The sequence below is a fragment of the Mycolicibacterium brisbanense genome (assembly GCF_001570425.1).
Classification (GTDB): Bacteria; Actinomycetota; Actinomycetes; order Mycobacteriales; family Mycobacteriaceae; genus Mycobacterium; species Mycobacterium brisbanense.
Window position 1 is genome coordinate 26,207 of sequence record NZ_BCSX01000007.1, and the last position, 25,684, is coordinate 51,890.

At 66.9% G+C, this 25,684-nt stretch carries 23 protein-coding genes; 10 read left to right on the top strand and 13 right to left on the bottom strand.

The genetic code is table 11. The features are described from left to right. Window positions 1-3 precede the first annotated feature (3 nt). Window positions 4-450 (top strand): hypothetical protein, encoded by a 447-nt coding sequence (locus RMCB_RS36245; RefSeq protein ID WP_201028218.1) that lies wholly within the window; start codon window positions 4-6, stop codon window positions 448-450. On the opposite strand, the gene pcrA is transcribed toward RMCB_RS36245, so the two are convergent. Next, on the bottom strand, window positions 447-2,810 hold the full coding sequence (gene pcrA / locus RMCB_RS02575) for a DNA helicase PcrA (protein ID WP_062827505.1): 2,364 nt from the start codon (window positions 2,808-2,810) through the stop codon (window positions 447-449). The two genes, RMCB_RS36245 and pcrA, sit on opposite strands and share 4 nt — an antisense overlap. 71 nt (window positions 2,811-2,881) lie before the next feature. On the opposite strand from pcrA, the gene RMCB_RS02580 reads away from it, so the two are divergent. Next, window positions 2,882-3,124 carry a chorismate mutase gene (locus RMCB_RS02580; protein WP_029372559.1) on the top strand — a complete coding sequence of 81 codons (243 nt, stop codon included), beginning with the start codon at window positions 2,882-2,884 and terminating at the stop codon, window positions 3,122-3,124. Window positions 3,125-3,163: 39 nt separating this feature from the next. Here the strand turns inward: RMCB_RS02580 and RMCB_RS02585 are convergent, their stop codons facing one another. The 3 genes from RMCB_RS02585 to RMCB_RS02595 form a co-directional block, all read right to left on the bottom strand. Beyond that, window positions 3,164-4,021: a putative endonuclease domain-containing protein gene (locus RMCB_RS02585; protein WP_062827721.1), complete on the bottom strand. Its 858-nt coding sequence runs from the start codon at window positions 4,019-4,021 to the stop codon at window positions 3,164-3,166. Window positions 4,022-4,077: 56 nt separating this feature from the next. Further along, window positions 4,078-6,150 carry an SGNH/GDSL hydrolase family protein gene (locus tag RMCB_RS02590; protein WP_062827506.1) on the bottom strand — a complete coding sequence of 691 codons (2,073 nt, stop codon included), beginning with the start codon at window positions 6,148-6,150 and terminating at the stop codon, window positions 4,078-4,080. Window positions 6,151-6,256: 106 nt separating this feature from the next. After that, window positions 6,257-7,705, bottom strand: coding sequence for an NAD-dependent succinate-semialdehyde dehydrogenase (locus tag RMCB_RS02595; RefSeq protein WP_029372556.1), 1,449 nt, complete (start codon window positions 7,703-7,705; stop codon window positions 6,257-6,259). A gap of 50 nt (window positions 7,706-7,755) precedes the next feature. Between RMCB_RS02595 and pgi the strand changes: the two genes are divergently transcribed. After that, window positions 7,756-9,405 carry a glucose-6-phosphate isomerase gene (gene pgi, locus RMCB_RS02600; protein WP_062827507.1) on the top strand — a complete coding sequence of 550 codons (1,650 nt, stop codon included), beginning with the start codon at window positions 7,756-7,758 and terminating at the stop codon, window positions 9,403-9,405. A gap of 4 nt (window positions 9,406-9,409) precedes the next feature. Here the strand turns inward: pgi and RMCB_RS02605 are convergent, their stop codons facing one another. The 3 genes from RMCB_RS02605 to RMCB_RS02615 are packed head-to-tail and all read right to left on the bottom strand — an operon-like array spanning window position 9,410 to window position 12,600. Beyond that, window positions 9,410-10,159 carry an SDR family oxidoreductase gene (locus tag RMCB_RS02605; RefSeq protein ID WP_029372554.1) on the bottom strand — a complete coding sequence of 250 codons (750 nt, stop codon included), beginning with the start codon at window positions 10,157-10,159 and terminating at the stop codon, window positions 9,410-9,412. 29 nt (window positions 10,160-10,188) lie between these two features. Next, window positions 10,189-11,739 carry an MFS transporter gene (locus tag RMCB_RS02610; RefSeq protein WP_234791970.1) on the bottom strand — a complete coding sequence of 517 codons (1,551 nt, stop codon included), beginning with the start codon at window positions 11,737-11,739 and terminating at the stop codon, window positions 10,189-10,191. A gap of 6 nt (window positions 11,740-11,745) precedes the next feature. Then, a complete protein-coding gene (locus tag RMCB_RS02615) occupies window positions 11,746-12,600 on the bottom strand; it encodes a DNA-formamidopyrimidine glycosylase family protein (protein ID WP_062827508.1) in 855 nt (284 codons plus the stop codon). Window positions 12,601-12,642: 42 nt separating this feature from the next. Between RMCB_RS02615 and RMCB_RS02620 the strand changes: the two genes are divergently transcribed. Further along, entirely contained in the window at window positions 12,643-14,370 is a 1,728-nt protein-coding gene (locus RMCB_RS02620; RefSeq protein WP_201028219.1) for an FUSC family protein, read from the top strand. Here RMCB_RS02620 and RMCB_RS02625 read toward each other — a convergent pair. Then, window positions 14,344-14,730 (bottom strand): phage holin family protein, encoded by a 387-nt coding sequence (locus tag RMCB_RS02625; protein WP_029372550.1) that lies wholly within the window; start codon window positions 14,728-14,730, stop codon window positions 14,344-14,346. The genes RMCB_RS02620 and RMCB_RS02625 overlap by 27 nt on opposite strands. 5 nt (window positions 14,731-14,735) lie before the next feature. Next, on the bottom strand, window positions 14,736-15,488 hold the full coding sequence (cobF, locus tag RMCB_RS02630; protein WP_062827509.1) for a precorrin-6A synthase (deacetylating): 753 nt from the start codon (window positions 15,486-15,488) through the stop codon (window positions 14,736-14,738). A gap of 124 nt (window positions 15,489-15,612) precedes the next feature. Between cobF and RMCB_RS02635 the strand changes: the two genes are divergently transcribed. Next, window positions 15,613-16,869: a diiron oxygenase gene (locus RMCB_RS02635; RefSeq protein ID WP_062827510.1), complete on the top strand. Its 1,257-nt coding sequence runs from the start codon at window positions 15,613-15,615 to the stop codon at window positions 16,867-16,869. Here RMCB_RS02635 and RMCB_RS02640 read toward each other — a convergent pair. After that, window positions 16,853-18,025 carry an MFS transporter gene (locus RMCB_RS02640; RefSeq protein ID WP_109784155.1) on the bottom strand — a complete coding sequence of 391 codons (1,173 nt, stop codon included), beginning with the start codon at window positions 18,023-18,025 and terminating at the stop codon, window positions 16,853-16,855. The two genes, RMCB_RS02635 and RMCB_RS02640, sit on opposite strands and share 17 nt — an antisense overlap. Window positions 18,026-18,097: 72 nt before the next feature. Between RMCB_RS02640 and RMCB_RS02645 the strand changes: the two genes are divergently transcribed. Genes RMCB_RS02645 through RMCB_RS02655 form a run of 3 tightly spaced genes read left to right on the top strand, consistent with a single transcriptional unit; the run spans window position 18,098 to window position 21,742 of the window. After that, window positions 18,098-19,102, top strand: a complete 1,005-nt coding sequence (locus RMCB_RS02645) for a chemotaxis protein CheB (RefSeq protein WP_062827725.1) — start codon at window positions 18,098-18,100, stop codon at window positions 19,100-19,102. Beyond that, window positions 19,095-19,856 carry an STAS domain-containing protein gene (locus RMCB_RS02650; RefSeq protein WP_062827511.1) on the top strand — a complete coding sequence of 254 codons (762 nt, stop codon included), beginning with the start codon at window positions 19,095-19,097 and terminating at the stop codon, window positions 19,854-19,856. The genes RMCB_RS02645 and RMCB_RS02650 overlap by 8 nt, the downstream gene beginning before the upstream one ends. 47 nt (window positions 19,857-19,903) lie before the next feature. Next, window positions 19,904-21,742 (top strand): CheR family methyltransferase, encoded by a 1,839-nt coding sequence (locus tag RMCB_RS02655; protein WP_062827512.1) that lies wholly within the window; start codon window positions 19,904-19,906, stop codon window positions 21,740-21,742. Here the strand turns inward: RMCB_RS02655 and RMCB_RS02660 are convergent. Together RMCB_RS02660 and RMCB_RS02665 are read right to left on the bottom strand one after the other, a co-directional pair. Further along, window positions 21,739-22,134 carry a hypothetical protein gene (locus tag RMCB_RS02660; RefSeq protein ID WP_062827513.1) on the bottom strand — a complete coding sequence of 132 codons (396 nt, stop codon included), beginning with the start codon at window positions 22,132-22,134 and terminating at the stop codon, window positions 21,739-21,741. The genes RMCB_RS02655 and RMCB_RS02660 overlap by 4 nt on opposite strands. Beyond that, entirely contained in the window at window positions 22,118-22,837 is a 720-nt protein-coding gene (locus tag RMCB_RS02665) for a GAF and ANTAR domain-containing protein (protein WP_062827726.1), read from the bottom strand. The genes RMCB_RS02660 and RMCB_RS02665 overlap by 17 nt, the downstream gene beginning before the upstream one ends. A gap of 123 nt (window positions 22,838-22,960) precedes the next feature. Here RMCB_RS02665 and RMCB_RS02670 point away from each other — a divergent pair, with 123 nt between their 5' ends. Next, window positions 22,961-23,824, top strand: a complete 864-nt coding sequence (locus RMCB_RS02670; protein ID WP_062827514.1) for an LLM class flavin-dependent oxidoreductase — start codon at window positions 22,961-22,963, stop codon at window positions 23,822-23,824. A gap of 232 nt (window positions 23,825-24,056) precedes the next feature. Continuing rightward, window positions 24,057-25,283, top strand: a complete 1,227-nt coding sequence (locus RMCB_RS02675; protein WP_062827515.1) for an MFS transporter — start codon at window positions 24,057-24,059, stop codon at window positions 25,281-25,283. Here RMCB_RS02675 and RMCB_RS02680 read toward each other — a convergent pair. Further along, window positions 25,254-25,673, bottom strand: coding sequence for a DUF5709 domain-containing protein (locus tag RMCB_RS02680; protein ID WP_062827516.1), 420 nt, complete (start codon window positions 25,671-25,673; stop codon window positions 25,254-25,256). The genes RMCB_RS02675 and RMCB_RS02680 overlap by 30 nt on opposite strands. Window positions 25,674-25,684: the final 11 nt, after the last annotated feature.

Below are 25,684 nucleotides of genomic sequence, written 5' to 3' on the forward strand. Positions count from 1 at the left end.
CCGATGACCTACCAACCCGTTTCGACATCGCGAGGCCATGGCATCGCGGTCACGACGACGGTGCTGGCCGTGCTCTGCGCCGGAGTCAACCTGCTGGCCGCCGCGAGCGCGGTGTTGGTGCATCTGTTCTTCGAGCTGCTCGACGCGGTGCAGAACTGGGACAGTCTGAAACCCGAGTCCGGCCGGGAGCAGTCGTCGGTGTTGTTCGTCGCGGCAGCGGCCGTGCTGATCATCGCCGCGGTCGGGTTGATCGTGGGCGCGGTTCAGCTGATGCTGCGCAAGACGTCAGGGCAGATCGCCGTGGTGGTGAGCGCGGTGATCTCCGCGGTCGCGCTGATCGCCACCCCGCTGGCCTGGGCCACCGCGATGACCTTGAGCATCGCTCCGCTGATCACCGCCGGCTTGGCGTTGCTCCCCGGCATCAGGCACTGGTGTAGAGGACTCGGCTAGAGCTTCTGCACCGGTGCGTGGTTGTGCATCAGCTTGACCCTGCCCGCGCTGCCGAAGTCGATCAACGACATGGCGGTCTCGCCCATCCCTGAGACCTCCTCGACCCGTCCCAGGCCGTACTTGTCGTGGGTGACCCGATCGCCGGGCTCCAGCACGATCAGGGGGCGGTTACGGGCCGCGGCAGGGCGTGCCGGGGCCGGACGCGGGGTGCCGTAGCGGCCGGCGTTACCGGCTCCCGCCCAACCCGTCGCACCGCTCGCCCCGGAAGCGCTGTACGCCGACGCCGGCTGCTCGACACGGCGCCAATTGATGAGTTCCTCCGGGATCTCCCGCAGGAAGCGGGATTCCGGGTTGAGCATCGGCTGGCCCCACGACGAGCGGACCTTGGCCCGGCTGAGGTAGAGGCGCTGCCGCGCGCGGGTGATGCCCACGTAGGCCAGCCGCCGTTCCTCGGACAGCTCGGTCGGATCACCCAGCGCCCGCATGTGCGGGAACATGCCGTCCTCCCAGCCGGTGACGAACACCGCGGGGAACTCCAGCCCCTTGGCGGTGTGCAGCGTCATCATCGTCACCACACCGGCGCCATCCTCAGGGATCTCGTCGGCGTCGGCGACCAGTGAGACCCGCTCCAGAAATTGAGCCAGCACACCGGTTTCGGGAATGTCCTCGTCGACCGGTTCGTCTTCGGCCAAGGCCTTGGCGTTGGCCAGGTCGATGCTGAACTCGTGCGCGACGCTGACCAATTCGTTGAGGTTGTCGAGCCGCGCCAAATCCTGTGGATCGCTGGAGGCCTCCAGTTCGCGACGGTATCCGGTGCGTTCCAGCACGGCCTCGACCAGATCGCCCAGCTCGCTGTCGAGCTTGCCGCGCAGATCGTCGAGCAGTGCGACGAAACTCGCGATCGCCTTCTCCGAGCGGGTGTTGAGCATCGGCACCCGGCCCTCCGCGGCGGCCTGCAGCGCATCGTTGAAGCTGCCCCCGGTGTTCTCGGCGTACACCGCGACGCACGCCTCGGCCCGGTCCCCGATGCCACGCCGCGGGGTGTTGAGGATGCGGCGCATGCTCACCGAATCACCCGGATTGTCCAGGACGCGCAGGTAAGCGACGATGTCGCGGATCTCCCGGCGCTCGTAGAAGCGCACTCCCCCAACCACTTTGTAGGGAATGCCGGCGCGGATGAACACCTCTTCGAGGGCACGCGACGAGTTGTTGGTGCGGTAGAACACCGCCACGTCGCCGTACTTCAGCCCCTCCCGGTCGGCCAGGGCGTCGATCTCCTCGGCGACGAACCGGGCCTCGTCGTGCTCATTGTCGGCCACATAGCCGACGATCAGCTCACCCTCGCCGGCGTCGGTCCACAGCCGCTTCTCGCGGCGGCCGGTGTTGCGGGCGATCACCGAGTTGGCGGCGTTCAGGATGGTCTGGGTGGAGCGGTAATTCTGTTCCAGCAGAATCGTGGTCGCGTCGGGATAGTCCCGTTCGAAATCCTCGATGTTGCGGATGGTGGCGCCGCGGAAGGCGTAGATCGACTGGTCGGCGTCACCCACCACGCAGAGCTCGGCGGGCGGCACCGTGTTGTCGGTGCCCTCGATGTCGTGTCCGACCAATTCGCGGACCAGGACGTACTGGGCGTGGTTGGTGTCCTGGTACTCGTCGACCAGGATGTGCCGGAACCGCCGCCGGTAGTACTGCGCGATCTGCGGGAAGGCCTGCAGGACGGCGACCGTCTCACCGATCAGGTCGTCGAAGTCCAGCGCGTTGGCCGCGCGCAGGCGGCGCTGGTACTCGGCATAGACCTGGGCGACGACGCCGGCCATCTCCTCGGCGGCCTCCGATGCCTCGGCCGCGGCCTGTTCGGGGCCGATCAACTCGTTCTTCAGGTTGGAGATGCTGTTGGCCAGCAGCCGCGGCGAATAGCGCTTGGTGTCCAGACCCATGTCCTTGCCGATCATCATCAGCAGGCGGCGTGAGTCGTCGGAGTCGTAGATCGAGAAGTTGGAGTTCAGCCCCGGCAGCAGCGAGGCCTGGTTGCGCAGAATGCGCACACACGAGGAGTGGAAGGTGGAAACCCACATGTTCCTCGCCCGCGGCCCCACCAAGCCGACGACCCGCTCCCGCATCTCCGCAGCGGCCTTGTTGGTGAACGTGATGGCCAGGATCTGTCCCACCCCGACGTCGCGCGCGGCGAGCAGATACGCGATGCGCCGCGTCAGCACCGCGGTCTTGCCCGATCCGGCACCCGCCACGATGAGCAGCGGAGAACCCTCGTGCAGCACGGCCTGGCGCTGCTGGGGGTTGAGCCCTTCCAGGAGCTGATCGGTTTCGGAAGCAGTCGGGGAAGCGACGGGCGAGGTGGTCATATCGTCATCAAACTTACCGCCGCACCACGACAGTTTTGCGCTGGCACGGGCTTGACTGAGACCATCGAGCCGTGCCTGACATCGATGAACTGCGTCGCGAGATCGACGAACTCGACGCCACCATCCTGGCCGCCGTCCAGCGGCGCACCGAGGTTTCCAAGATGATCGGCCAGGCCCGCATGGCGTCGGGCGGCACGCGTCTGGTGCACAGCCGGGAGATGAAGGTCATCGAGCGCTTCAGCGTGCTCGGGCCCGAGGGCAAAGACCTGGCGATGCTTCTGCTGCGCCTCGGCCGGGGCCGGCTCGGCCACTAAATCCCCGCGGAACTGCATTCCCGGTCGTTAAACGCGCCACTAAGCAACCCTCCCTTCCGTCTGGCGGCGGGCCCACGCCGCGCGCACGCGCTCGAGAATGTCGCGTGGTCGATCCTCCTTGATGACGCGGATGTGCAGCCAGCCTCGGCGTTGGACTTTCCTGAGCCTGATCACGTCCCACGCATACCTGACCCGGTCGGTGCGGTGTTGATCGCCGTCGTACTCGACCGCGATCATGGCGTCCTCCCAACCCATGTCCAGATATGCGAACTCGTTGCCGTATTCGTCCAACACGGGAATCTGCGTCTGTGGTCGGGGATAGCCGGCATCCACCAAAAGCAACCGAACCCGTGTTTCTTTCGGCGACTGTGCACCGGCATCCATCAGGCTCAGCGCTTCCCGACACCGCCGTACTCCATGGGCGCCCCGGAAGTCCTCGACCAGTGGCAGGACATGGTCGGCCGCCAGACCGGTCGCTCGGGCAAGTGCGTCGAGGTGCTCAACGGCCGCGCCCCGAGGCAGGAACCGGCCGAGGTCCAACGCGGTCCGCTGAATGGTCGCGACCGCCATACCGTTGATCTCGACGACATCGTCACAGGTGAAGCGGTCGTTGTGGGTGATGATGCCCGGCGGCGGTCGGTGGTTCTGCCAGATCAATTCGATCGGAGCATCGTCGTCGACCCATTGCGCCCCGTGCAAAGCCGATGCAGCCCGCCCCGTGATCACCGCCCGCCGCTTGGACCACAGCCAGGCGGCCATCGTGTTGCCGTACAGCGTCGGTTCGGCGATGCGGGGTTGATACACGTCGGGAAATATCGGGCGGTACGCAGACCGTAAGCGACCGCGGGTGAGTTCACCGCGTGCCAGCGCCTCACTGCCCAAGAAGATGGTGCCCATGGCGGCGATCTTGCTCAGCTGCTCCGACATGCGACCCAGACGGCAGTCAGGGCTGCTTAGCCGCTGGTTTTACGACCCGGAATGCCGTTCCGCGGTGAAGGTGAAGGTGGAGGTGGCGGGGCCGCGCTGGGCGGCGGCGGGGTGCGCAACGCGTCGGCCAACCACGGCGCGAGCCATTTGACGGCCTCGGCCGTGGGGTGCACGCCGTCGCTGCGCATCCTGATCCCGTCGATACGGGCGGTGTACACCCCACCGGGATCGAGCTTCGCATTGAAGTCGAGGACCTCGAAATTCGGCCGGTTACCGACGGCCGTGCGCAGAATCTTGTTCCATTCCTCTACTCGCGCGGGCTGGTCCTCGGGGTAGAGACTGCCGTCGGACCGTTCACCGCGACGGTTGTACGGAGCCGTCGTCACCACCACCCGCGCGCCTGTCGAACCCAGGATGTCCAGCGCGCGCTGCAACTCACCCTGCAGGTACTTGGTGAAGTCCGGGTCGCCGATGTGCGTCCAGTGGCCCTGCCACATCCGGTCGACGGTCTCCCAGCGGCCGATCATCAGCAACACGACGTCGGGCCGGTCGTGGGTCACGCGCTGCGTCCAGCGCTCCGGCCAGGTGTCGCACTCGGGCTTCTGGTTGAGGGTCTCCCCGCTGGACCGGTATGGGCCGCCACGGGCGATGCCGCAACCGATGGTGGTGTAGTCGTTGAAGCGCAGTCCCGGGGTGGACGGCAGATAGCGCATCAGCGTCCACGCCACCGAGTCGCCGAACACCCCGACCACCTTGGTGTTGGGGTCGCGCACCTGCGTATTGCCCACCGCCACGGGCACCTCGGCGCCGACGTCCTCCTTGAGGGCGGCCGACATCACGTCCGGGCCGGTGCGTTCGGTGGGCTGCGGGACGGGCAGGACGCCCATCGTCACCACGGCCGCCGTCGCGACCGTCGCCGCGGCCAGCCGCAGCATCGGCACGTGCGCGGGACGCCAGCGCCGCACGGGTTGCTCGATCAGCCACCACGACGCGATGGCCACCGAGAGCGTGACCGCGCACCGCAGCGCCAGCAACGACCAGCCCGTCCACCCGGTGCGTTCGCCGTTGAGGATCAAGAAGATCGGCCAGTGCCACAGGTATACGCCGTAGGAGACGGCACCGAGTGCGACGAGCGGACGCCAGGCCAGTGCCTTCGCGACGTAGCCGTCCTGATCCAGTGCGACCGGCGCGACCACAAGGACCGCGCCGACCGCGACGACGATCAGCAGGCCGCGGCGGAAGTCGTCGGCGCTACCCGAGGCCACGTGTGCCGCCGCCGCGAGCAGCGCGAGCCCCACCACTGGCAGCAGCCAGGCGACCCAGCGCAGACGGCGAGTGCGTATCAGCGTGCCGGACATGGTCAGCGCCGACCAATCCCGTACCAGCAGGGCCGCCGCGGCCGCCCCGACCAGCAGCGCCTGCACACGCGTGTCGGTGCCGAAATAGACCCGGTTGACGTCCTGCGTGCTGTCACCGACCAGCAGGATGGCTTCGGCGGCCGACGCCACGACACCCGCCGCGGCGATGCCGACCACCGCCCATCGCACGGTGCCCGCCGAGCGTCGACGCAGCAACAACGCCACGCCCACCAACAACAGCGGCCAGATGAGGTAGTACTGCTCCTCCACGCCCAGCGACCAGGTGTGCTGCAACGGGGACGGGGTGCCGCCCTGGGTGAAGTAGTCCACCTTCTGGAACACGAAGCCCCAGTTGGCAATCCAGAACAACGCGGCGACGGCGTCGTTGCGCACCCCGGCGACCGCGTCCGGCGGGAACAGATCCCGCGCAGCGACCACGGCCAGCGTCATCACGAGCATCGCAGGCAGCAGCCTGCGCGCCCGGCGAACCCAGAACGCCTTGAGATCGATGCGGTAGGTGTTGCGGTACTCGTCGAGCAGCAGCGAGGTGATCAGGAATCCGCTGAGCACGAAGAACACATCCACGCCGATGAAGCCGCCGCCGAGTCCCGGGACGCCGCCATGGGCGGCCACGACCAGCAGCACCGCAACAGCACGGATGCCGTCCAGTGCCGGGATGTCGCGGCGGGCGGTGGTAGCCCGGCGAACGGGAACCCGGACCGGCGCCGCAGTCACGTCCATGCCCTCCCGTCTAGGGTTCGAGCATGAGAGTCTAAGTGGCCTGCGGCGCCGAATCGGGAAGGCGCGCTGGGGAAATCCCTACTTGGATGGGCGCAATGTCCGCGCGCTAACGCGTCAGCGCAATGTACTTGGTATCGAGGTACTCCTCGATACCCTCGGAGCCACCCTCGCGACCGAAGCCGGACTCTTTGACGCCGCCGAACGGTGCGGCCGGGTCGGAGATGACGCCCCGGTTCACGCCGACCATGCCGGAGTCGATGCCCTCGGCGACCCGCAGCGCACGGTCGAGCGACTGCGTATAGACGTAGGCAGCCAGTCCGTACTCGGTGTCGTTGGCTGCCTTGATGCCCTCGTCTTCGGTGTCGAATCCGATGATCGGCGCGACCGGACCGAACACCTCCTCCTTGAGGATGCGGGCGTCGGCAGGCACATCGGTGAGCACAGTGGCCGGGTAGAAATTGCCGGGGCCGCCGGGAGCGACGCCACCGACGGCGACCGTCGCGCCACGCGACACAGCGTCGGAGACCAATTCGGTGACCGTGGCGACCTGGCTGGAATTGATCAGCGGACCCAACGTGGAGGACGGGTCGAGCCCCTTGCCGAGGGTGAACTCGCTCATCCGCTTGACCAACTTGTCGGTGAATTCTTCGCGCACGGCGTTGGCGACGTGGAACCGGTTGGCGGCCGTACAGGCCTCACCGCCGTTGCGCATCTTGGCCAGGATCGCGCCGTCGACGGCGGCATCGACGTCAGCGTCGTCGAATACGACGAACGGCGCGTTGCCGCCCAACTCCATCGATGTGCGCAACAACGCGTCGGCCGACTGCTTCACCAGCGCCTTGCCGACGCCCGTCGAACCCGTGAAGGTGAGCTTGCGCAGGCGGCCGTCGTCGATGAGCGCCGTGGTGACTCCACGCGCATCATTGGTCGGCAGCACCGACAAAACACCCTTGGGCAAACCGGCCTCGTCCATCAGCTGGGCGAGCAGCAGCATGGTCAGCGGGGTCTCCTGCGCGGGCTTGACGATCATGGTGCAGCCCGCGGCGAACGCCGGACCCATCTTGCGAGTGCCCATGGCCAGAGGGAAGTTCCACGGCGTGATCGCGTAGCAAGGGCCGACGGCCTGCTTGGTGACGATGATGCGACCGTTCCCCGCGGGGCTTGCGGTGTAGCGCCCGTCGATGCGGACGGCCTCCTCGGCGAACCAGCGGAAAAACTCGGCGCCGTACTTCACCTCGCCCTTGCTCTCCGCGAGCACCTTGCCCATCTCAAGGGTCATCAGCGCGGCGATGTCGTCGGCGCGTTCGGTGATCTTCTCGAAGACCGCCCGCAGAATCTCGCCGCGTTCCCGCGGAGCGGTGGCCGCCCAGTCGGCCTGGACCGCGCAGGCGGCGTCGAGCGCCGCGATCGCATCCTGGGGCGTGGCATTGGAGACGGACGTCAGAACCTGGTCGTCACTGGGGTCCAGCACATTAAAGCTTGACGAGCCCTCACGTTCCTCACCACCGATCCACAGGCCGGTTGGAACTGACTTCAACAAGGCGGCGGTATCCATACCTCCATCATTTACTCCATTGCCCATCGGGCCGCACTAGGGTTCTCCATATGAGCGCTGACATTTCGGCCACGCCCGCCTGGCAAGCACTGGTTCGTAACCACGACAAAATCGGTGAGACTCATCTGCGCGAGTTCTTCGCCGAGGATCCTTCCCGCGGCACCGAGCTGGTGTTGACCGTCGGCGATCTCTACATCGACTACAGCAAGCACCGCGTCACCCGTGAGACGTTGAAGCTTCTGGTCGACCTGGCCCGCGCCGCGGGACTGGAGCAGCGGCGCGACGCCATGTTCGCCGGCGAGCACATCAACACCTCCGAGGACCGCGCGGTGCTGCACACCGCGCTGCGGTTGCCGGTCGGCGCCGAGCTCACCGTGGACGGCCAAAACGTGGTGACCGACGTGCACGAGGTGCTCGACCGGATGGGCGCGTTCACCGACAAGCTGCGCTCGGGTGAGTGGACGGGAGCCACCGGCAAGCGCATCACCACTGTGGTCAACATCGGCATCGGCGGCTCGGACCTGGGTCCCGTGATGGTGTACGACGCGCTGCGCCATTACGCCGACGTCGGCATCTCGGCGCGCTTCGTGTCCAACGTCGACCCGGCCGACCTGGTTGCGAAACTCGACGGACTCGACCCCGCCACAACGCTTTTCATCGTCGCATCCAAGACCTTCTCGACGCTGGAGACCCTGACCAACGCGACCGCCGCGCGGCGCTGGCTGGTGGAATCGCTGGGCGACGCCGCGGTGTCCAAGCACTTCGTGGCGGTCTCGACCAACAAGAAACTGGTCGACGCGTTCGGCATCAACACCGACAACATGTTCGGCTTCTGGGACTGGGTCGGCGGCCGCTACTCGGTGGACTCGGCGATCGGCCTGTCGGTGATGGCGGCGATCGGCAAGGAGCGCTTCGCGGAGTTCCTGGCCGGGTTCCACCTTGTCGACGAGCATTTCCGCACCGCCCCGCTGGAGGCCAACGCCCCGGCGCTGCTCGGCCTGATCGGCCTGTGGTACTCGAATTTCTTTGGCGCACAGTCACGTGCGGTGCTGCCCTACTCCAACGACCTGTCCCGGTTCGCGGCGTATCTGCAGCAGCTGACCATGGAGTCCAACGGCAAGTCGGTGCGTGCCGACGGGACGCCGGTGAGCACCGACACCGGTGAAATCTATTGGGGCGAACCCGGAACCAACGGTCAGCACGCCTTCTACCAGCTGCTGCATCAGGGCACGCGGTTGATCCCCGCCGACTTCATCGGGTTCTCCCAGCCCACCGACGACCTGGCGACCGCCGACGGCACCGGCAGCATGCACGACCTGCTGATGAGCAACTTCTTCGCGCAGACACAGGTTTTGGCGTTCGGCAAGACCGCGGCCGAGATCTCCGCCGAAGGCACCCCGGCTTCAGTGGTGCCGCACAAAGTGATGCCGGGCAACCGGCCGTCGACCTCGATCCTGGCAACCAAGCTGACCCCGTCGGTCGTCGGCCAACTCATCGCCCTCTACGAACACCAAGTCTTCACCGAAGGCACCATCTGGGGCATCGACTCCTTCGACCAATGGGGCGTCGAGCTCGGCAAAACCCAAGCCAAGGCACTCCTGCCCGTCATCACCGCCGACACCTCCCCCGCCAAACAAACCGACTCATCCACCGACGCCCTCGTGCGCCGCTACCGCGTCGAGCGAGGCCGCACCGCCTAACCCACTACGCAAAACGCTTGGTGTACTTGGGCGGTAACAGCCGCAGCACCTGGGTCAGCGGAGCCCAGGGCCACCGCGGCACGACGGCGCGGCCTTTCTCTTTCTCGATGGCTTCGACCATCGCGCGCACGCCGGTCTCGTTGTCGACCATGAGCATGGTCGTGTTCGACCGGGCCGTCATCTCCGACTCGATGTAGCCCGGCTCGATGACGGTCACCCGGATCGGGCCCTTGTCGTACTCGGCACGCAGCGACTCCCCCAGCGACGACATACCGGCCTTGCTCGCACAGTAGGCCGCTTTGCCGCCCGGCACGCCGCTGTTGCCCAGCACCGACGAGATCAGCACGAGGTGCCCGGACCCGGACTTCTTGAACATCTCCAGCGCGGACTCGATCTGCACCAGTCCGGCAACGAGATTGGTTTCCAGCGTGGCCTTGTTGGCCCAGGGCTTGCCCTCGCCCAGGGGCCAGCCCTTTCCGATGCCGGCGTTGACGATGACGCGGTCGATCCCGCCGAGTTCCTCGGATAATTCGCCGAACACCCGGGGCACAGCCTCGTGGTCGTTGACGTCGAGTGCCGCGACCGCCACCTTGATGTACGGGTGACGATCTGCCAGCTCGGCTTTGAGTTCGTCGAGCCGGTCGGTGCGGCGCGCACACAAAGCCAGATCACGGCCCTTGGCCGCGAACTGTCGGGCCATGCCTGCGCCAAGGCCTGAGCTGGCACCGGTGATGAGGATCTTCTGGCGGGTCATGGCAGCAGGATAACCGAGTTAGACAGCTGTCAAGAAACGCTTCCGGTGCGGGCGCTCTTTCGGCGTGGTCGCACCAGGACGAGCACGACGACAATCGCCACCACGGGCACCGCGGTCAGTATCCAGCCCAGCGTATGGATCGCGTCGACCATGCTCGCCTGAGCCCCTGCCACAACCTCCCGCGCCCGCTGCGGATCCAAAACGTTGGCGCCGCCGACCGCACCGGGGCCGCCATGGGCCGCCCTCAACGCCTCACGCGCTTGATCGTCGGTGATCCCGGCGCCCGCGAGCTTGTCCCGGCCGGAGTGCAGAAACACCGTGGTGCCAATCAGCGCGAACACCGCGGGCCCCAAGGAGTAGGCAGCTTGGCCCACACCGCTTTTCACCGCAGAGACGGCGCCGCTCAACTCGACGGGAGCGGTTTCGAGCATGATGGTCGCTTCGATTGTCTCCGCGACGGCGGCGCCGACGGCATTGAGGGCGACGGCCGCGAACAGCACCCACAGGGGGCTGTGTTCTCCGAGCCTGGTCAGGACCAGCAACCCGGCCAGCAGCAGGAGCAGTCCGGCGACGAACACCGCTCGCCCACCCACTCGTGCGGCCGCACGGCCCGCTGCCGCCGCGCCGAGTGCGGACAGCAGCGCCGCCGGTGCCATGAGAAACCCCAGCAGCGTGGAGGATTCGTCACGAACGGAGACGAGATAGAAGGCGAGCAGGATGGTCATGCCACCGCCCAGGAAATTGAAACTGGCGCCGGCGAAGACCGCGGCATCGAACGCCCCGGACCGGAAGATCCGCATGTCGAGGGCGGGGCTGGGCGTACGCAGTTCGTAGACGACGAATCCGGCGCCCGCGACCAACCCGAACACTATGCAGACGATGGCCGTGGTGTTCAGCCCACCCTGCAGATGTGCCAGACCGTAGACCGTGGCCAGCAAGGCCGCCGCCACCAGAAGCAGGCCGGGTACGTCGAGTCGCCGGGCACCGCGCGGCGTTTCGGGCACGTACCGCAGGAGTAGGACCAAAGCGATGAGCGCCACCACAGGTGCGACGAGAAAGCCGGTGCGCCAACCGATGTGCTGAACCAGCAGGGTGCCGACGGCCGGCATCGGAACCGCGACGGCGAAGCTCGCGCCCAGATGCAGTGAGATCGCGGCCGCCCGGCGTGGTGGCGCGAAGACGACGTTGATGATGGCCAGCGACAGCCCCAGTTGCAGGGCGAACGCCACACCGATTGCGCCACGGGCGAATATCAGCACGGCGGCGTTGGGCGCCGCGGCGGCGAGGACACCGAACACCACGGTGCCCAGCAGACCGAGGGTGTACATCCGCTTCATGCCGTACTTGTCGCCGAGCGCCCCGGCTCCCAGGACGGTCGCGGCCAACGTGAGCGTGGCAACGCTCGCGACGAAGCTGGCGGTTCCGGCGGTCAGATGCAAGCCGGCCCGTACCGATGAGATGTTGGCCGCGAGGATGACCGGGTCTGCCGCCGTGATACTGGCGCCCAGCCCTGTCGCGAGGATGGTCATGGTCGCGGCGGTGCCCGACACCCAGGTGGGCTGGTCTGCGGTGACTGTCAAGTGTCGCTACTTCAGCAGCCGCGACATCCGGCGGTCGGCCAGCACCTTGCCGCCGGTCTGGCACGTCGGGCAGTACTGAAAAGACTTGTCCGCGAAGGACACTTCCCGCACGGTATCACCACATACGGGACAGGGCAGCCCGGTGCGGGCATGCACACGCAGCCCGGACCGCTTCTCGCCCTTCAGCGTGGCGGCCTGCTGCCCGACCGAGCGGGTCACCGCATCGGTCAGCACCGAGATCATCGCATCGTGCAGATCGGCCAGCTGGGCCTCGGTGAGCTTGTTTGCCGTCGCGAAGGGCGACAGCTTGGCCACGTGCAGGATCTCGTCACTGTAGGCGTTGCCGATCCCGGCGATCACTTTCTGGTCGGTGATCACGTTCTTGATCCGGCCACTCTCGCCGGCGAGCGCGGCACCCAGCGCGGCCTGATCGAGTGCCAGCGCGTCCGGCCCGAGCGCCGCGATCTGGGGCACGTCGGACGGATCACGCACCACCCACACCGCGAGCCGCTTCTGCGTGCCTGCCTCGGTGAGGTCGAAGCCCTGCCCGTCGAGATGGACCCGCAGCGCGATGGGTCCCTTCCCCGACGGTTTGAGCGGGGTGGGTGCGAGCTTGTCCGACCAGCGCAGCCAGCCGGCGCGCGACAGGTGGGTGATCAGGTAGAGCTCACCGGCCTGCAGCCCCAGGTACTTGCCCCACCGGGCCGCCCCGGTGACAGTCTGCCCGTGCAGCGCCGACACCGGCGGGTCGAAGGTCTTGAGCACTGACAGCGCGGCGACGTCGACGCGCGTCACCGGCCGTCCGGTGGCATGTCGACGCAGGTGGTCGGCGAGGGCCTCTACCTCAGGCAACTCGGGCACGCCTTCCAGTGTGTCAGGCCGACACCGAGCATGCTGGTATCCATGCCAGAGCGGCCGCCGCCAAAACCGGTTTCCCACCCGCTGCGCAACGTCTTCGTGCTCAACCCAGGGCCGCAGCGCTTTCTGTTCGCCCTGCGCGCCGGGCTGTGCATGGCGGTCCCGGTCCTGGTCGGCTGGGCCGCAGGGCACACCGCTGCCGGGTTGATCGCCACCATCGGCGGGTTCACGTCCGTGTACGGCAGCGGCAGACCCTATCTCAACCGGGGCATGTATCTGGGCACGGTGGTGCTGTGCTTCGCGGCCGCGGTGGCACTCGGGGATTGGGCCGCCGCGACGCCGTGGCTGGCGGTGGGAACGGTGACGGTGATCGCGATGGTCGCCGCACTGGTGTGCAATGCGCTGGCCATCGGACCACCCGGCGCTTACCTGTTCGTGCTGGCGTGCGCGGCCGGCACGGGCGTGGCCACCACGCATCTGTCGCCGCTGCACCTCGCGGCGCTCGTGCTGGCCGGGGGCGCCTTCGCGTGGGTGGTTCACATGGCGGGCGCGCTCGCGCGTCCGCGCGGCCCGGAGCGCGCCGCGGTGGCGGCCGCCGCGACGGCGATTGCCGGGTACATCGACACGATCGGTGACGGGGCCGCCGAAGCATCAGCCCGGCACCGGGCCGCCACGCTGTTGCACACGGCGTGGATCACTCTGGTCACCTACCAGCCGGTGCAGCCCAAACCGGACGACACCCTCTACCGCCTGAGGGTGATCAACCGTCGGCTGCACGCGCTGTTCGCCGAGGCCATGCGCAGTGCCGACACGGGTCGGCCGCTGCCGTTCGACGGGGCCGAGCTGGCCAGGCATCTGGCCACCGTGCCCGCCGACGCCTTCGTCGACGACCATGGCGCAGAAGGGGTTCCGCTCGGCAGGCCCAGCGCGGCCACATTGTTGCGCCGGGCCGCGACCCCGGGTTCGAACTCGCTGCGACTGGCCGGCCGCGTCGGAATCGCCGTCTTGATCGCCGGCGCCATCGCCGGCGCGCTGGGTATCAGCCACGCGTATTGGGCGATGGCGACTGCGGTGCTGATGCTGCATCAGGGATTCGACTGGACGCGGACCATACAGCGCGGCATCGAACGGACGCTGGGTACCTGGCTGGGCCTCGGCGTCGCGGGGGCGATCCTGGCCCTGCACCCGCAGGGAGTGTGGTTGGCCGTGGTGCTGGGTGCCTTGCAGTTCACCATCGAGATGTTCGTGGTGCGCAACTACACGCTGGCCGTCATCTTCATCACGCCCGCAGCGCTGACCATCGCGTCGGGCGGCGCCCCGGTCGCCGACGTCGGGAGCCTGTTGCTCGCCCGCGGCGGTGACACGCTAATCGGTTGTGCGGTGGCCCTTTTGGTGTATTGGGTGACCGAGCGCAGCCGTCCGCCTGCCGGACTCACCGCTGCCATCTCGGCCACCCTGGCCGCGGTCGACACGACAGTCAGGCATCTTGCGGCCGGCGACGTCACCTCACCGATCGCCCGCACGGATCGCCGCGATCTGCAGCTGCAGGCGATGGCGATGCTGCCCGCGTACGACATCGGGGTCGGTGGATCGGCCGCGCAACGCGCTGCCGCCGAACGTTTATGGCCCACGGTGGTGGTCGCCGAGCAACTCGCCTATCGCACGCTGGCGGCGTGCTGGGCGCTGGAACACGACGGGAACACCGAGGCAGCCGCCGATACGGCTGCCGATCTGGCCGAGCAGCTCTCAGCGCTCGGGTTGCCAGACCAGTGACAGTAGCCAGCTGACGATCGACAGCACGATCGCCGCCCAGATCGCGGTCCACCAGAACTCGTTGATCTGCAGACCCCAGTGGGTGGTGCTCTCGGTGATCCTCGACGTGATCCACAGCATGAGTGCGTTGATCACGATGTGGATGAGCCCGAGCGTCAGGATGTAGAGCGGTATCGAGAGGATCTGAACGATCGGTTTGATGATGGCGTTGACGACGCCGAAGATCACCGCGACGACGAAGATGATGCCGACGCGTTGCAGCGTGGTGTCGCCGCCGACGAAACTCATTCCCGGCACGATCAGCGTCACGATCCACAGTGCGAGCCCGGTCAGCCCGGCGCGCAACAGAAATGAGGTCATGGGTGTCAGTCTGCCGATCGCAGTAGGTAGGTGTCCATGATCCAGCCGTGGCGTTCGCGCGCCTCGGCCCGCGCCGCGACGATCTGCTCACCCACCTCGCCGACGCGGCCGGCGAACAGGATCTCGTCGGGTGTGCCCAGGTAAGCGCCCCACCAGATCCGGGTCTGCTGCGGGCAATCCTGAAACGAGCATTCGGCGTCCAGCATCACCACCGCGGTGCCCGAGATGCCCTCGTCGCGCAACCGGCGGCCCGTGGTGATCAGTACCGGCTCGCCGACGTCGTTGAGCGGTATGCGATGCCGCGCCGTCAGCGCCTGGACAGCGGTGATGCCAGGGATGACGTCGTAGTCGAATTCCACATGCTCGGCGACCCGGTCGAGGATGCGCAGGGTGCTGTCATACAGCGACGGATCTCCCCACGCGAGAAACGCACCGGTCCCGTCCGGCCCCAGCTCGGTCTCGATGGCCTGAGCCCAGATCCTGGCCCGTTCGGCGTGCCAGTCGGCGACGGCACTGGTGTACTCCCCGGTGGTGGCGCGTGGCGGGTCGACCAGTTCCACGAACCGATAACCGGGCTCGCGAATGAAGCGTTCGCAGACGGCTCGTCGCAGCGCGACCAACTCGTCGGAATCGGTCCCGCGCCGCGGCGCCTTGTCCATCGCGAAGAACACCTGCGTGTCGTTGAGCGCGGAAACCGCTTGTGCCGTGACGTAGTCGGGATCGCCCGCGCCGATACCGATGACATGGATGTGGCGCACACCCGAAGGGTAACGATCCGACAGCGCGCCAAAGTATGCGGTACCGTAGGTATTGACTAAATGTTGCGAAGAGCCCTAATTTCGATGGGCAGCTTCGCTCCGGTCAGTCGAAGGGACGTCAACGGTGACAACTTCGGTCAGGGCGGCCAACGCCGCCACACGTGACGAGTTCTCCGAGCGCCTGCTCAAGGGTTCGGTGCGCAAATCCTATGCACCGGTCGTAGACATCGACTGGGACGCACCGCTGGACCCCGACAAGTTCTATCTGCCCCCGAAGACGGTGTCGTTGTACGGAACCCCGTTGTGGGACAGCATGACCCGCGCCCAGCAGATCGAGCTGTCGCGCCAGGAGCTGGTCAACACGCTTTCGGCGGGCATCTGGTTCGAGAACATCCTCAACCAGGCGCTGCTGCGCAAGATGATGCATCAGGACCCCACCGCCCGCGCCACCCACTACGAACTCACCGAACTGGGCGACGAAACCCGGCACATGGTGATGTTCGGCAAGGCCATCGAGAAGGTCGACGCCAAACCGGTGCGCCCGCGGCTGTACCAGCGCATGATCATCAACGCCCTGCCGTTCGCATTTCGCGGCTCGTTGCTGTGGGTGGCAGCGCTGATCGGTGAGGAGATCTTCGACTCGCTGCAGCGCCAGATGATGGATGATCCGGAACTGCAGCCAATGATCCAGCGCCTCATGCGGATTCATGTCACCGAAGAGGCCAGGCACATCCAGTTCGCCCGCGACGGGCTGCGCAAGCGCACGCCGACGATGCCGTGGATCACCCGCGCCTGGGTCGGCAATCTCAACGGGGTCGGCGGTCTGTTCTTCCGCTTCCTGTTCACCAACAAGGTGCAGTACCACCGCGTCGGTCTCGACGCCCGCGCGGCCCGCGCGATGGCTCGCGCCAGCAGCCACCGACACGAGACTCAGATCGCCGGATTCGCCCCGCTGGGTGCGTTCCTGGAAGAGGTCGGGCTGATGGGCCCCATAGCGCGCCGGTTGTGGCGCCGTACCGGGTTCCTGCCCGCCGCCGCACCGCGTGGCGGCGCGCTGCCGACGAGCGCGGGTACGGGCGCCGAGGCCGACGATGACGACGTATACGACGGCGCGGCGACGCTGCAGATCGCCGGCCAGGAACACCCCGTTCACGTCCGCCTGACCGGACACGTGGACCCCATCGACGGCCGATACCACTGGCGTGGAACGATTCTCGACGCACCGGCCGCTGCGAACGTCGGCCCGGTACGGCTTGCCATCGAATCCCGATGCGTGGACGCGCGAATCACCGAACGTACCACGCAGGGCAGCTATTCGATCGTCGGCATCGGCGCGCCGCCGTTCGCGCTGCCGCACGTGGAGGTCACCGTCGTCGAGTGACGACAGTGGTGGCGAGCAACCCCACCGCGAACACACCGCCTGCGACGCCTGACACCAGCAGCGGCAGCTGCCCGGCCTGGCCCGCAATGCCGTTCCACAGCAGCCCGGCCCACAGTCCGGCGCCGAGCACGGCAAAACCGCTGAGGCCCTGGAAAACTCCCTGGGCGCTGCCCTGCAGATCGGTGCTCACCAACGACGACACCCAGGCTTTGCCGACCCCGTCCGTACAGCCGGTGAACAGGCCGTACGCCCCGATCAGCAGCCAGGCCACCACGGGATCGGTGGTCAGCCCGAGCCCGGCGTAGCCGACCGCGAAGAACACCAACCCGACGCCGAACACCGGCAACCGCCCGATCCGGTCGGCCAGCAGTCCCGCCGGGTAGCTGGAGATCGCGTACACCGCGTTGTAGGTCACGTAGGCCAGGATCACCTCGACGACGGAGAAGCCGAGCTCGTTGAGCCGCAACAACAGCAGTGCGTCAGGGAAATTCACCAGCCCGAACAGCACCAGCACGGCCGTCACCCGCCAGTAGCGGGCCGGCAGATCGCGCACCCGCGCGAAGGTCGGCGTACGCGCCGTAACGGGCGCCCGGCGTTTCTCGGTGACCATGAACACCAGCGCCACGCTGAGCACGGCAGGTACCACCGCGATCCACAGCAGCGGCGGGATCCGGTGGTCGAGCAGTTCATAGCCCGCGAGGCCAAGCAACGGGCCGACCACAGCACCCAAAGTGTCCATGGCCCGGTGGAATCCGAAAACCCGACCGCGGAAGGACTCGTCGATGCCGGCGACCAGAAGGGCATCCCGTGGAGCGCCCCGCACCCCCTTGCCCAATCGGTCCACGACGCGGCCAGCCAGCACGCCGGGCCAGGCCCCGGCAGCCGCGACGATCACCTTGCCCAGTGCGGCCATACCGTATCCGGTGGCGATCAACGGCCGCTTCGCAAACCGGTCACCGAGCGGGCCCGCCGCCAGCTTCGTCAGGGCGGCGGCCCCTTCGGCGGCGCCCTCGACGGCGCCGACGACCGCCGGTGGCGCGCCGAGGACAGCGGTGAGATAGATGGGCAGCAAAGGATAGAGAAGTTCACTCGCGGCGTCCTGAAGAAACGACACCGCGGAGAGCACCCGGACATTGCGGGTAAGCCAGGGCCGCACACGGAAATCATGCCGTGTCGCGATGCATTGCCTAGGCGTAGGTTGGGTAACCAGGGCACATAAAGGTGCGCAATGACAGACTTTGACGGGGCAACAGGCGTGGTTGCGGTCGGCGCTTCGGCCGGCGGCGTGGAAGCGTTGACCCGTTTGGCAGCCGGCCTCACACCGGATCTGCCCTATGCGGTACTGGTGGTACTGCACGTGCCGGCCGACGCTCCGAGCGTGCTCGCGAGAATCCTCAGTCGAGCCGGCCCACTACCGGCGAGGACGGCGTTGACCGGCGCGCCATTGGAACCCGGAACCATCTATGTCGCGGCGCCGGATCGCCATCTGCTGGTCCACGACCATCAGACGCTGTTGACCGAAGGGCCGACCGAGAATGGCCACCGCCCGGCCATCAATGCGTTGTTCAGATCAGCCGCCCTCACGTTCGGCCCGCGCGCCATCGGCGTCCTGCTGTCGGGCGTGCTCGACGACGGTGTGCTCGGTTCGGCCGCGATCCGGTCCCGGGGTGGCACCACCATCGCACAGACTCCATCCGATGCGCTGTTCGCGTCGATGCCGCAGAACGCGGTCGAGGCGGGAGTGATCGACCATCAGGCCGACGCCGCAGAGATGGGAGGCCTCATCAAACAGCTCACTGGGCGGGTGATCGAGGAACGACAGATGGAACCTGACAACTCCATGGAGCTCGAGAACAGAATTGCGATGGCGAAACCATTTTCGACCGACTTCGACAGCGAGGCGCTCGGCCCCCCGTCCGGCTACATCTGCCCGGACTGCCATGGCTCGCTCGCCACCGTGGGCAAGGGCAGCTATCGGTGCCGCGTCGGCCATGCGTGGACGGCCGAAGCCTTGCTGCGGGCCCGCGATCAAGAAATGGAGACCGCGCTGTGGGTCGCGGTACGCAGTCTGCAGGAAAAGGCCAAGCTGTCGCGGCACCTCGCAGAGCAGACCGGCCCCGGGCAGATCGCCGAACGGTACTACAAGATCGCCGACGAGGCCGAGCACGCGGTATCGGTACTCGGCGAACGCCTGTCGGCGACGACCCGTCAATCGGAGGGTCGCGGTGGCTAGCTCACAGAGCCCCATTGCCGTGTCGGCACACACCTGGGGCAAGAGTCAGGTGCTCAACGTTGACGGCGTCCTCGACGGCAGCACATATCGCGAGCTGCGCGACGCCGTGATCAAGACAGCGCTGGATGAGCCTCGGGCAGTCATCGTCGATGTCACCGATCTGCAGGTCTTGGCCGAGTCGGCATGGTGTGTGTTCACCAGCGCCCGCTGGCACGTCAGCGTCTGGCCCGACGTGCCCCTGATTCTGGTCTGCCGCAATGCCGGCGGGCGCGATGCGATCAGGCGCAACGGCATCACCCGGTACGTCCCGCTGTACTCAACGCTCGAGTCCGCGCACGCGGCCGCCCGCAGCGACGACCTGGAACCGCCGCGTCGGCGCGCACGTGCTCAGTTGCCCGCGGTGCATTCGAGCTTGCGCCGCGCGCGGCAACTGGTGGCCGAGTGGTTGACGAACTGGTCGCAGGCAGACTTCATTCCGGTGGCCGCCATCGTGGTCGATGTTCTGGTGGAGAACGTCCTGGAACACACCCTCAGCGCGCCGCGACTCATTGTCGAAAGCCGGGATGACGCGGTCACCATCGCGGTCTCCGATGACAGCCGGGCACCTGCGGTTCGGCACGAGGACCCGCGTCGGGGCGGCGACACGGTGTCCGGGCTTGCGGTGATCGCGGCGCTGGCCCGCGCTTGGGGCAGCACACCGACGTCCACCGGCAAGACCGTGTGGGCAGTTATCGGTCCGGAGAATTCGCTGTAGCCCCGAGTAGTGTTCAGCACAACCTGTAGACGGTTGAACGGGGCGATATGGAACCGACGGACGAGTCTTTCGAGGCGCTACTGCGCTATATGCGCGACTCGCGCGGATTCGACTTCACCGGTTACAAACGCACGTCACTGATCAGGCGAGTACGGCACCGCATGGACCATGCCGGCTACGACACGTTCGACCAGTACCTCGACGTGCTGCAGGCGAGCTCCGAGGAGTTTTCTGCGCTGTTCAACACCATCCTGATCAACGTCACCTCGTTCTTCCGCGATCCCGACGCCTGGGATTTCGTCCGCACCGACGTGATCCCCCGCATGCTCGCCGAACGCGGCCCCGACGATCCCATCCGGGTGTGGAGCGCGGGTTGCGCCTCGGGCCAGGAGGCCTACACGCTGGCCATCCTGCTGGCCGAGGCCCTCGGGCCGGACGCGTTCCGGCAGCGGGTCAAGATCTACGCCACCGACATCGACGAGGAAGCCCTCACCGAGGCCCGCGCCGCGTCCTATGACGAGAGGGCGATCGAGTCGGTTCCCGCACCCCTGTTGGCCCGTTACTTCGAACAGCTCAACGGCCGCTACATCTTTCACAAGGATCTGCGCCGTGCGGTCATCTTCGGTCGCAACGACTTGGTCAAAGACGCTCCGATCTCACGCGTCGACCTGCTGGTGTGCCGCAACACCCTGATGTACCTCAACGCCGAAACACAACGAAACGTCTTGGGCCGCTTGCATTTCGCGCTGGCCGCACAGGGCACACTGTTTCTCGGCCACGCCGAGATGCTGCTGAGCCACGCCGACCGGTTCACTCCGCTGAACCTCAAGCACCGGGTGTTCCGCAAAGCGGCAGGCTCCCACACCGGCCTGGAGCGCTACGATCCGGCAGCGTCCATGTACGACCGCCACGGTGACCTGCCCGGTCTGAGCACCGTGCGCGAGCTGGCGTTCCGCGCCAGCCCGGTCGCCCAGATCGTCGTCACCGGCGAAGACACCGTCGCCATGATCAACCAGCAGGCCGAGTCGATCTTCGGGCTCTCGGCCCGCGACATCGGCCGCCTGCTGCGTGATCTCGAAGTCTCCTACCGTCCAGTCGAATTGCGCGCCTACATCGAGCAAGCCAAGGTCGAACGCCGTTCGGCGCGGATCCAGGACGTCAAGTGGCAACGTCCCGGCGCGGAGACGGTGTGGTTCGAGATCCACGTCAACCCCTTGGTGGACGCCGAGAACGGCCTGCTGGGCGTGTCGATCGTGTTCTTCGACGTCACCGCGACCCGAGCCTTGGTCGACAAGGTGGTGCAGACCAACCGCCAGTTGGAGGCGGCCTACGAGGAGCTGCAGTCCACCAACGAAGAACTCGAAACCACCAACGAAGAGCTGCAGTCGACCGTGGAGGAGTTGGAGACCACCAACGAAGAACTGCAGTCCACCAACGAAGAACTCGAAACCATGAACGAGGAGTTGCAGTCCACCAACGACGAGCTACACACCATCAACGACACGTTGCGAGAACGCAGTATCGAACTCGACGACGCCCGGACGTTCCTGGATTCACTGGTCAACTCGATCCATCTCGGCATGGTGGTTGTCGACCGCGAGATGCGCGTGGTGGTGTGGAACCGGCATTGCGAGGATCTGTGGGGTCTGCGTTCCGACGAGACCACCGGCACCGTATTCACCTCGCTGGACATGGGGCTGCCACTCGACGGGATCCGACCGCTGATAGGCAATGCCTTCGTCGATTCCGGTCAGACCGGCGAGGTCACCGTCGACGCCGTCAACCGGCGCGGCAGGCACACCCGAATCAGGGTGAGCTGCACGGCATTCCGGTCCGTCGAAGGCGCCGTCAAGGGCGCTTTGCTGCTGATGGAAGAACTGGCCTAACTGGCTTCGGCATCGGCTGCTGCGGCGTCGCGCGCGGCCGCGGCGGCGGCTTCATGCCATTCGGCCGCGTTGCGGTGCATCTCCGCGGCGTCCTGGTGTTTGCTCGCCTCACCGTTGGACGCGAGCATGGCCACCTGCTCGTGCGCGGCGGCAGCGCGCCGATGAGCCTCGCCGGCCTCGGTATGGCGTTGCGCGGCAGCCAAATGGGCGGCCGTGGCGTTCTGACGTGACTGCTGCGCGCGCAGCCTGGCGTACGCGACGTCCTGGGCCGTGGGTGCTATGCCCCGGGCCAGCTCAGCGCGGCGTTGCTGAAGCTCGTTGACCCTCAACCTGGCGGCGTCGGCGCGAGCGCGCGGGGTCGAGCGGCCGGCTTCGTCAGTTGTCGACGACATCGGAGGCACGATCAGCCGTCACGATCTCGTGCGCAATGTCGACGAGAGGCGTGTTCGAGTTCTGCGACAAGCGCTTGAGAACCTCGAAAGCCTGCACAGCGTCGATCTTGAAGCGTTCCATCAGCATGCCTTTCGCCTGGCCGATGACGTCGCGGGTAGCCAGCGCACTGCGGAACTGTTCGTCGCGCCGCAGCAGGTTCCACGCCAGCGCGGCGTGGGTGGCCACAATCAGACCGGCCTCTACCGCCTCGGCGTCGAATGCGTAGGGGCGCTCGGCGTAGAAGTTGAGCGCACCCATCGTCTGCTGATCGGCGTACAGCTGAAACGCCATGATCGACCGGATCGGAGTCTCGTCGAGCGTATCCCGGCAGTAGGCGGGCCACCGCTGCTCGGACTCGACATCGTCGACCTTGATGACGTGCTGATCCCAGGCCGCGGTGAGGCAGGGGCCGTCTCCGGCCCGCTGCTGGAACTTGTCGAGCAGGATCGGGTACTCGCTCGTGGCCGCTGCCGTGTGGAGCTTGCCGTCCCGCGATGCGATGGTGATGCCGGCGTGCTGCGCGGCCGGGATATAACTGACGCCGCTCTCGGCGAGCTCACCGAGGATGGCGTCGACGTCAACGTCGGCGTGCGGCGATTGCTGGATGTCGCGGATCATGTCGCTGATCTGCAGAGCAATGACCGCGTGTGGGGTCTCTGACATCGAGTTCACTCCGATCCCCCTCGGGCGACAGGCGCATCGCGAAAGGCAGTCCCGTCAATCGTAGTCCCACGCTGCCGACAATTGACTCCCGCGACTTCTAGAACACGTTCTAGTGTGTAGGCCATGCGGTTCACCTATGCCGAAGCCATGACCGATCCCACCTACTACATCCCGTTGGCCAAGGCAGCTGAAGCGGCCGGCTACCACGCCATGACGATTCCGGACAGCATCGCCTACCCGTTCGAGTCGGATTCGACATATCCCTACACCCCCGATGGCAACCGCGAGTTTCTCGACGGCAAGTCCTTCATCGAGGCGTTCGTGCTCGCCTCGGCGCTGTGCGCGGTGACCACCACGCTGAAGTTCAACTTTTTCGTGCTCAAACTGCCGATCCGCCCGCCTGCCCTGGTCGCCAAGCAGGTCGGGTCGCTCAATGCCATGTTCGACAACAGGCTCGGCCTCGGCGTGGGCACCAGTCCGTGGCCCGAGGACTACGAGTTGATGGGCGTCCCGTTCGCCAAGCGGGGTAAGCGCATGGACGAGTGCATCGACATCATCCGTGGGCTCACCACCGGTGAGTATTTCGAGTATCACGGCGAGTTCTACGACATTCCCAAGACCAAGATGACGCCCGCGCCGTCGCGGCCGGTTCAGATCCTGGTCGGCGGGCATGCCGAAGCCGCTCTGCGCCGGGCAGCCCGCTGCGACGGCTGGATGCACGGCGGCGGCACCGACGACCTCGACGTACTGATCAAGCGGCTGAACCGGATTCGCGAGGAGGAGGGGCATACCGGTCCCTTTGAGGTTCACGTGATCTCGGCCGACGCGTTCACCCTCGACGGCATCAAGCGCCTCGAGGACAAGGGCGTGACCGATGTGATCGTCGGGTTCCGGCTGCCCTATATCAAGGGCGAGGACACCGAGCCGCTGGACCGCAAGATCCGGCACCTGGAGAAGTTCGCCGAACACGTCATCGCCAAGGCGTAGCCACACCTACAGCGCGTCGATGGGCCTGCGGGCCGACCCACTTCGTAGAAGATCATCGCGAGCACCTCACCCACGGTCGATCTGTCGTGCGCGTAACCTCGCTCACTTTTGCCTGCAAAATGCAAAAGTAAGTTGATGGAACATCAGAAGTCCCGATAGCGTTGCAGACGCCGTTCTCGCCAATGCCGCCCGAGAGCTCCGACATCCCGCCCTACCGGAGAGCCGTATCCGCATGACGACGACTTCCCCCAACCGCCCGGCAGGACCCGTCTCCGTGGTCGCACCCGATCCCACCGTGCGCTGGCTCGCCGTGGTCGCGCTGGCGCTGGGAGGCTTCGGTATCGGTACCACCGAGTTCGTAGCCATGGGTCTGCTGCCCGACATCGCGGCGAGCTTCGGCATCAGCGAACCCACCGCAGGCCACGTCATCTCTGCCTACGCACTGGGCGTCGTCGTCGGCGCACCGGTCATCGCGGCCGTGACCGCGCGGCTGCCGCGCAAGGCGCTGCTGCTGGGCCTGATCACCGTGTTCACCCTGGGCAACCTCGCCAGCATGGTGGCGCCCTCATATTCGACCCTGGTCGCGGCCCGCTTCGTCGCAGGCCTGCCGCACGGCGCGTTCTTCGGAATCGCCGCGCTGGCCGCCGCGCACCTGATGGGACCGCAGAACCGGGCCAAGGCCGTAGCGCACGTGCTCTCCGGTCTGACCATCGCGACGGTGCTCGGCGTGCCGATCGCGTCGTGGCTCGGTCAGGCGCTGGGCTGGCGCAGCGCATTCGGCCTGGTGGTCGCCATCGGTGTGATCACGCTGACAGCGCTGTGGTTCTGGCTGCCCGACCACCTGCGCACCATGCACGCCTCCAGTCCGCTGACCGAACTCGGCGCGCTGCGCCGCCCCCAGGTCTGGCTGGCCGTGCTGGTCGGCATGATCGGCTTCGGCGGCATGTTCGCCGTCTACACCTACATCAGCACCACGATGACCGACGTCGCCGGGCTGTCCCGCACCCTGGTGCCGGTCGCGCTCATGGTGTTCGGCCTCGGCATGGTCCTCGGCAACCTGGTCGGCGGCCGGCTGGCCGACATGTCGGTGATTCGGGCGCTCTACCTGTCCCTCGGCACACTCGGGGTTTTGCTCGCGGTGTTCGTCGCGGCCGCCCACAATCCGTGGACCGCGCTGCTGGTGCTGTTCGGCGTAGGCGCGGCCGGATCCGCGGTGGGTCCCGCGCTGCAGACGCGGCTGATGGACGTGGCGCACGACGCGCAGACCCTGGCCGCCGCGCTCAACCACTCCGCGCTGAACATCGGTAACGCGACAGGCGCCTGGGTGGGCGGACTCGTCATCGCGGCGGGTTACGGCTACACAGCTCCCGCTGCTGCCGGTGCGCTTCTCGCGGTCGGCGGCCTGCTGGTGCTCACGGTGTCGGTGGCGTCAGAACGACGGGCCACCATCCGGCGATGATTCGGGGATGATGTGGACCGCGGCCTCTTCAGCGGAGGCCGCGCCCCCGTCGATGCCGACCTCATACCCGAGCATCTCGTCCTCGTCGTCTTCGCCGAAACCCGCATTGGGTGCGACCAGGCGGCCCGAACGCCGGTCTCCGACCTCGTCGTCGCCGGCCTGCTCATCGGGATAGTCGGGGTCGTCGAGCTGCATTGCCGGGTCGGGTTCCTCCTCGGCGAGCAACTCGTCGAGAGTCTCGTGATCGCGCGGTTCCCGCCACCGATCCGGAGGCGTGTACCCCTCGTCGAGCAGATCATCGACACCCCGGTCGATGAGCGCGTCCTCCTGAGTCAACTGGTCGTCGTCATCGACGCTGTACTCGTCAGCGGCGTTGTCACGGTTGCTCATGTTCAAACGAT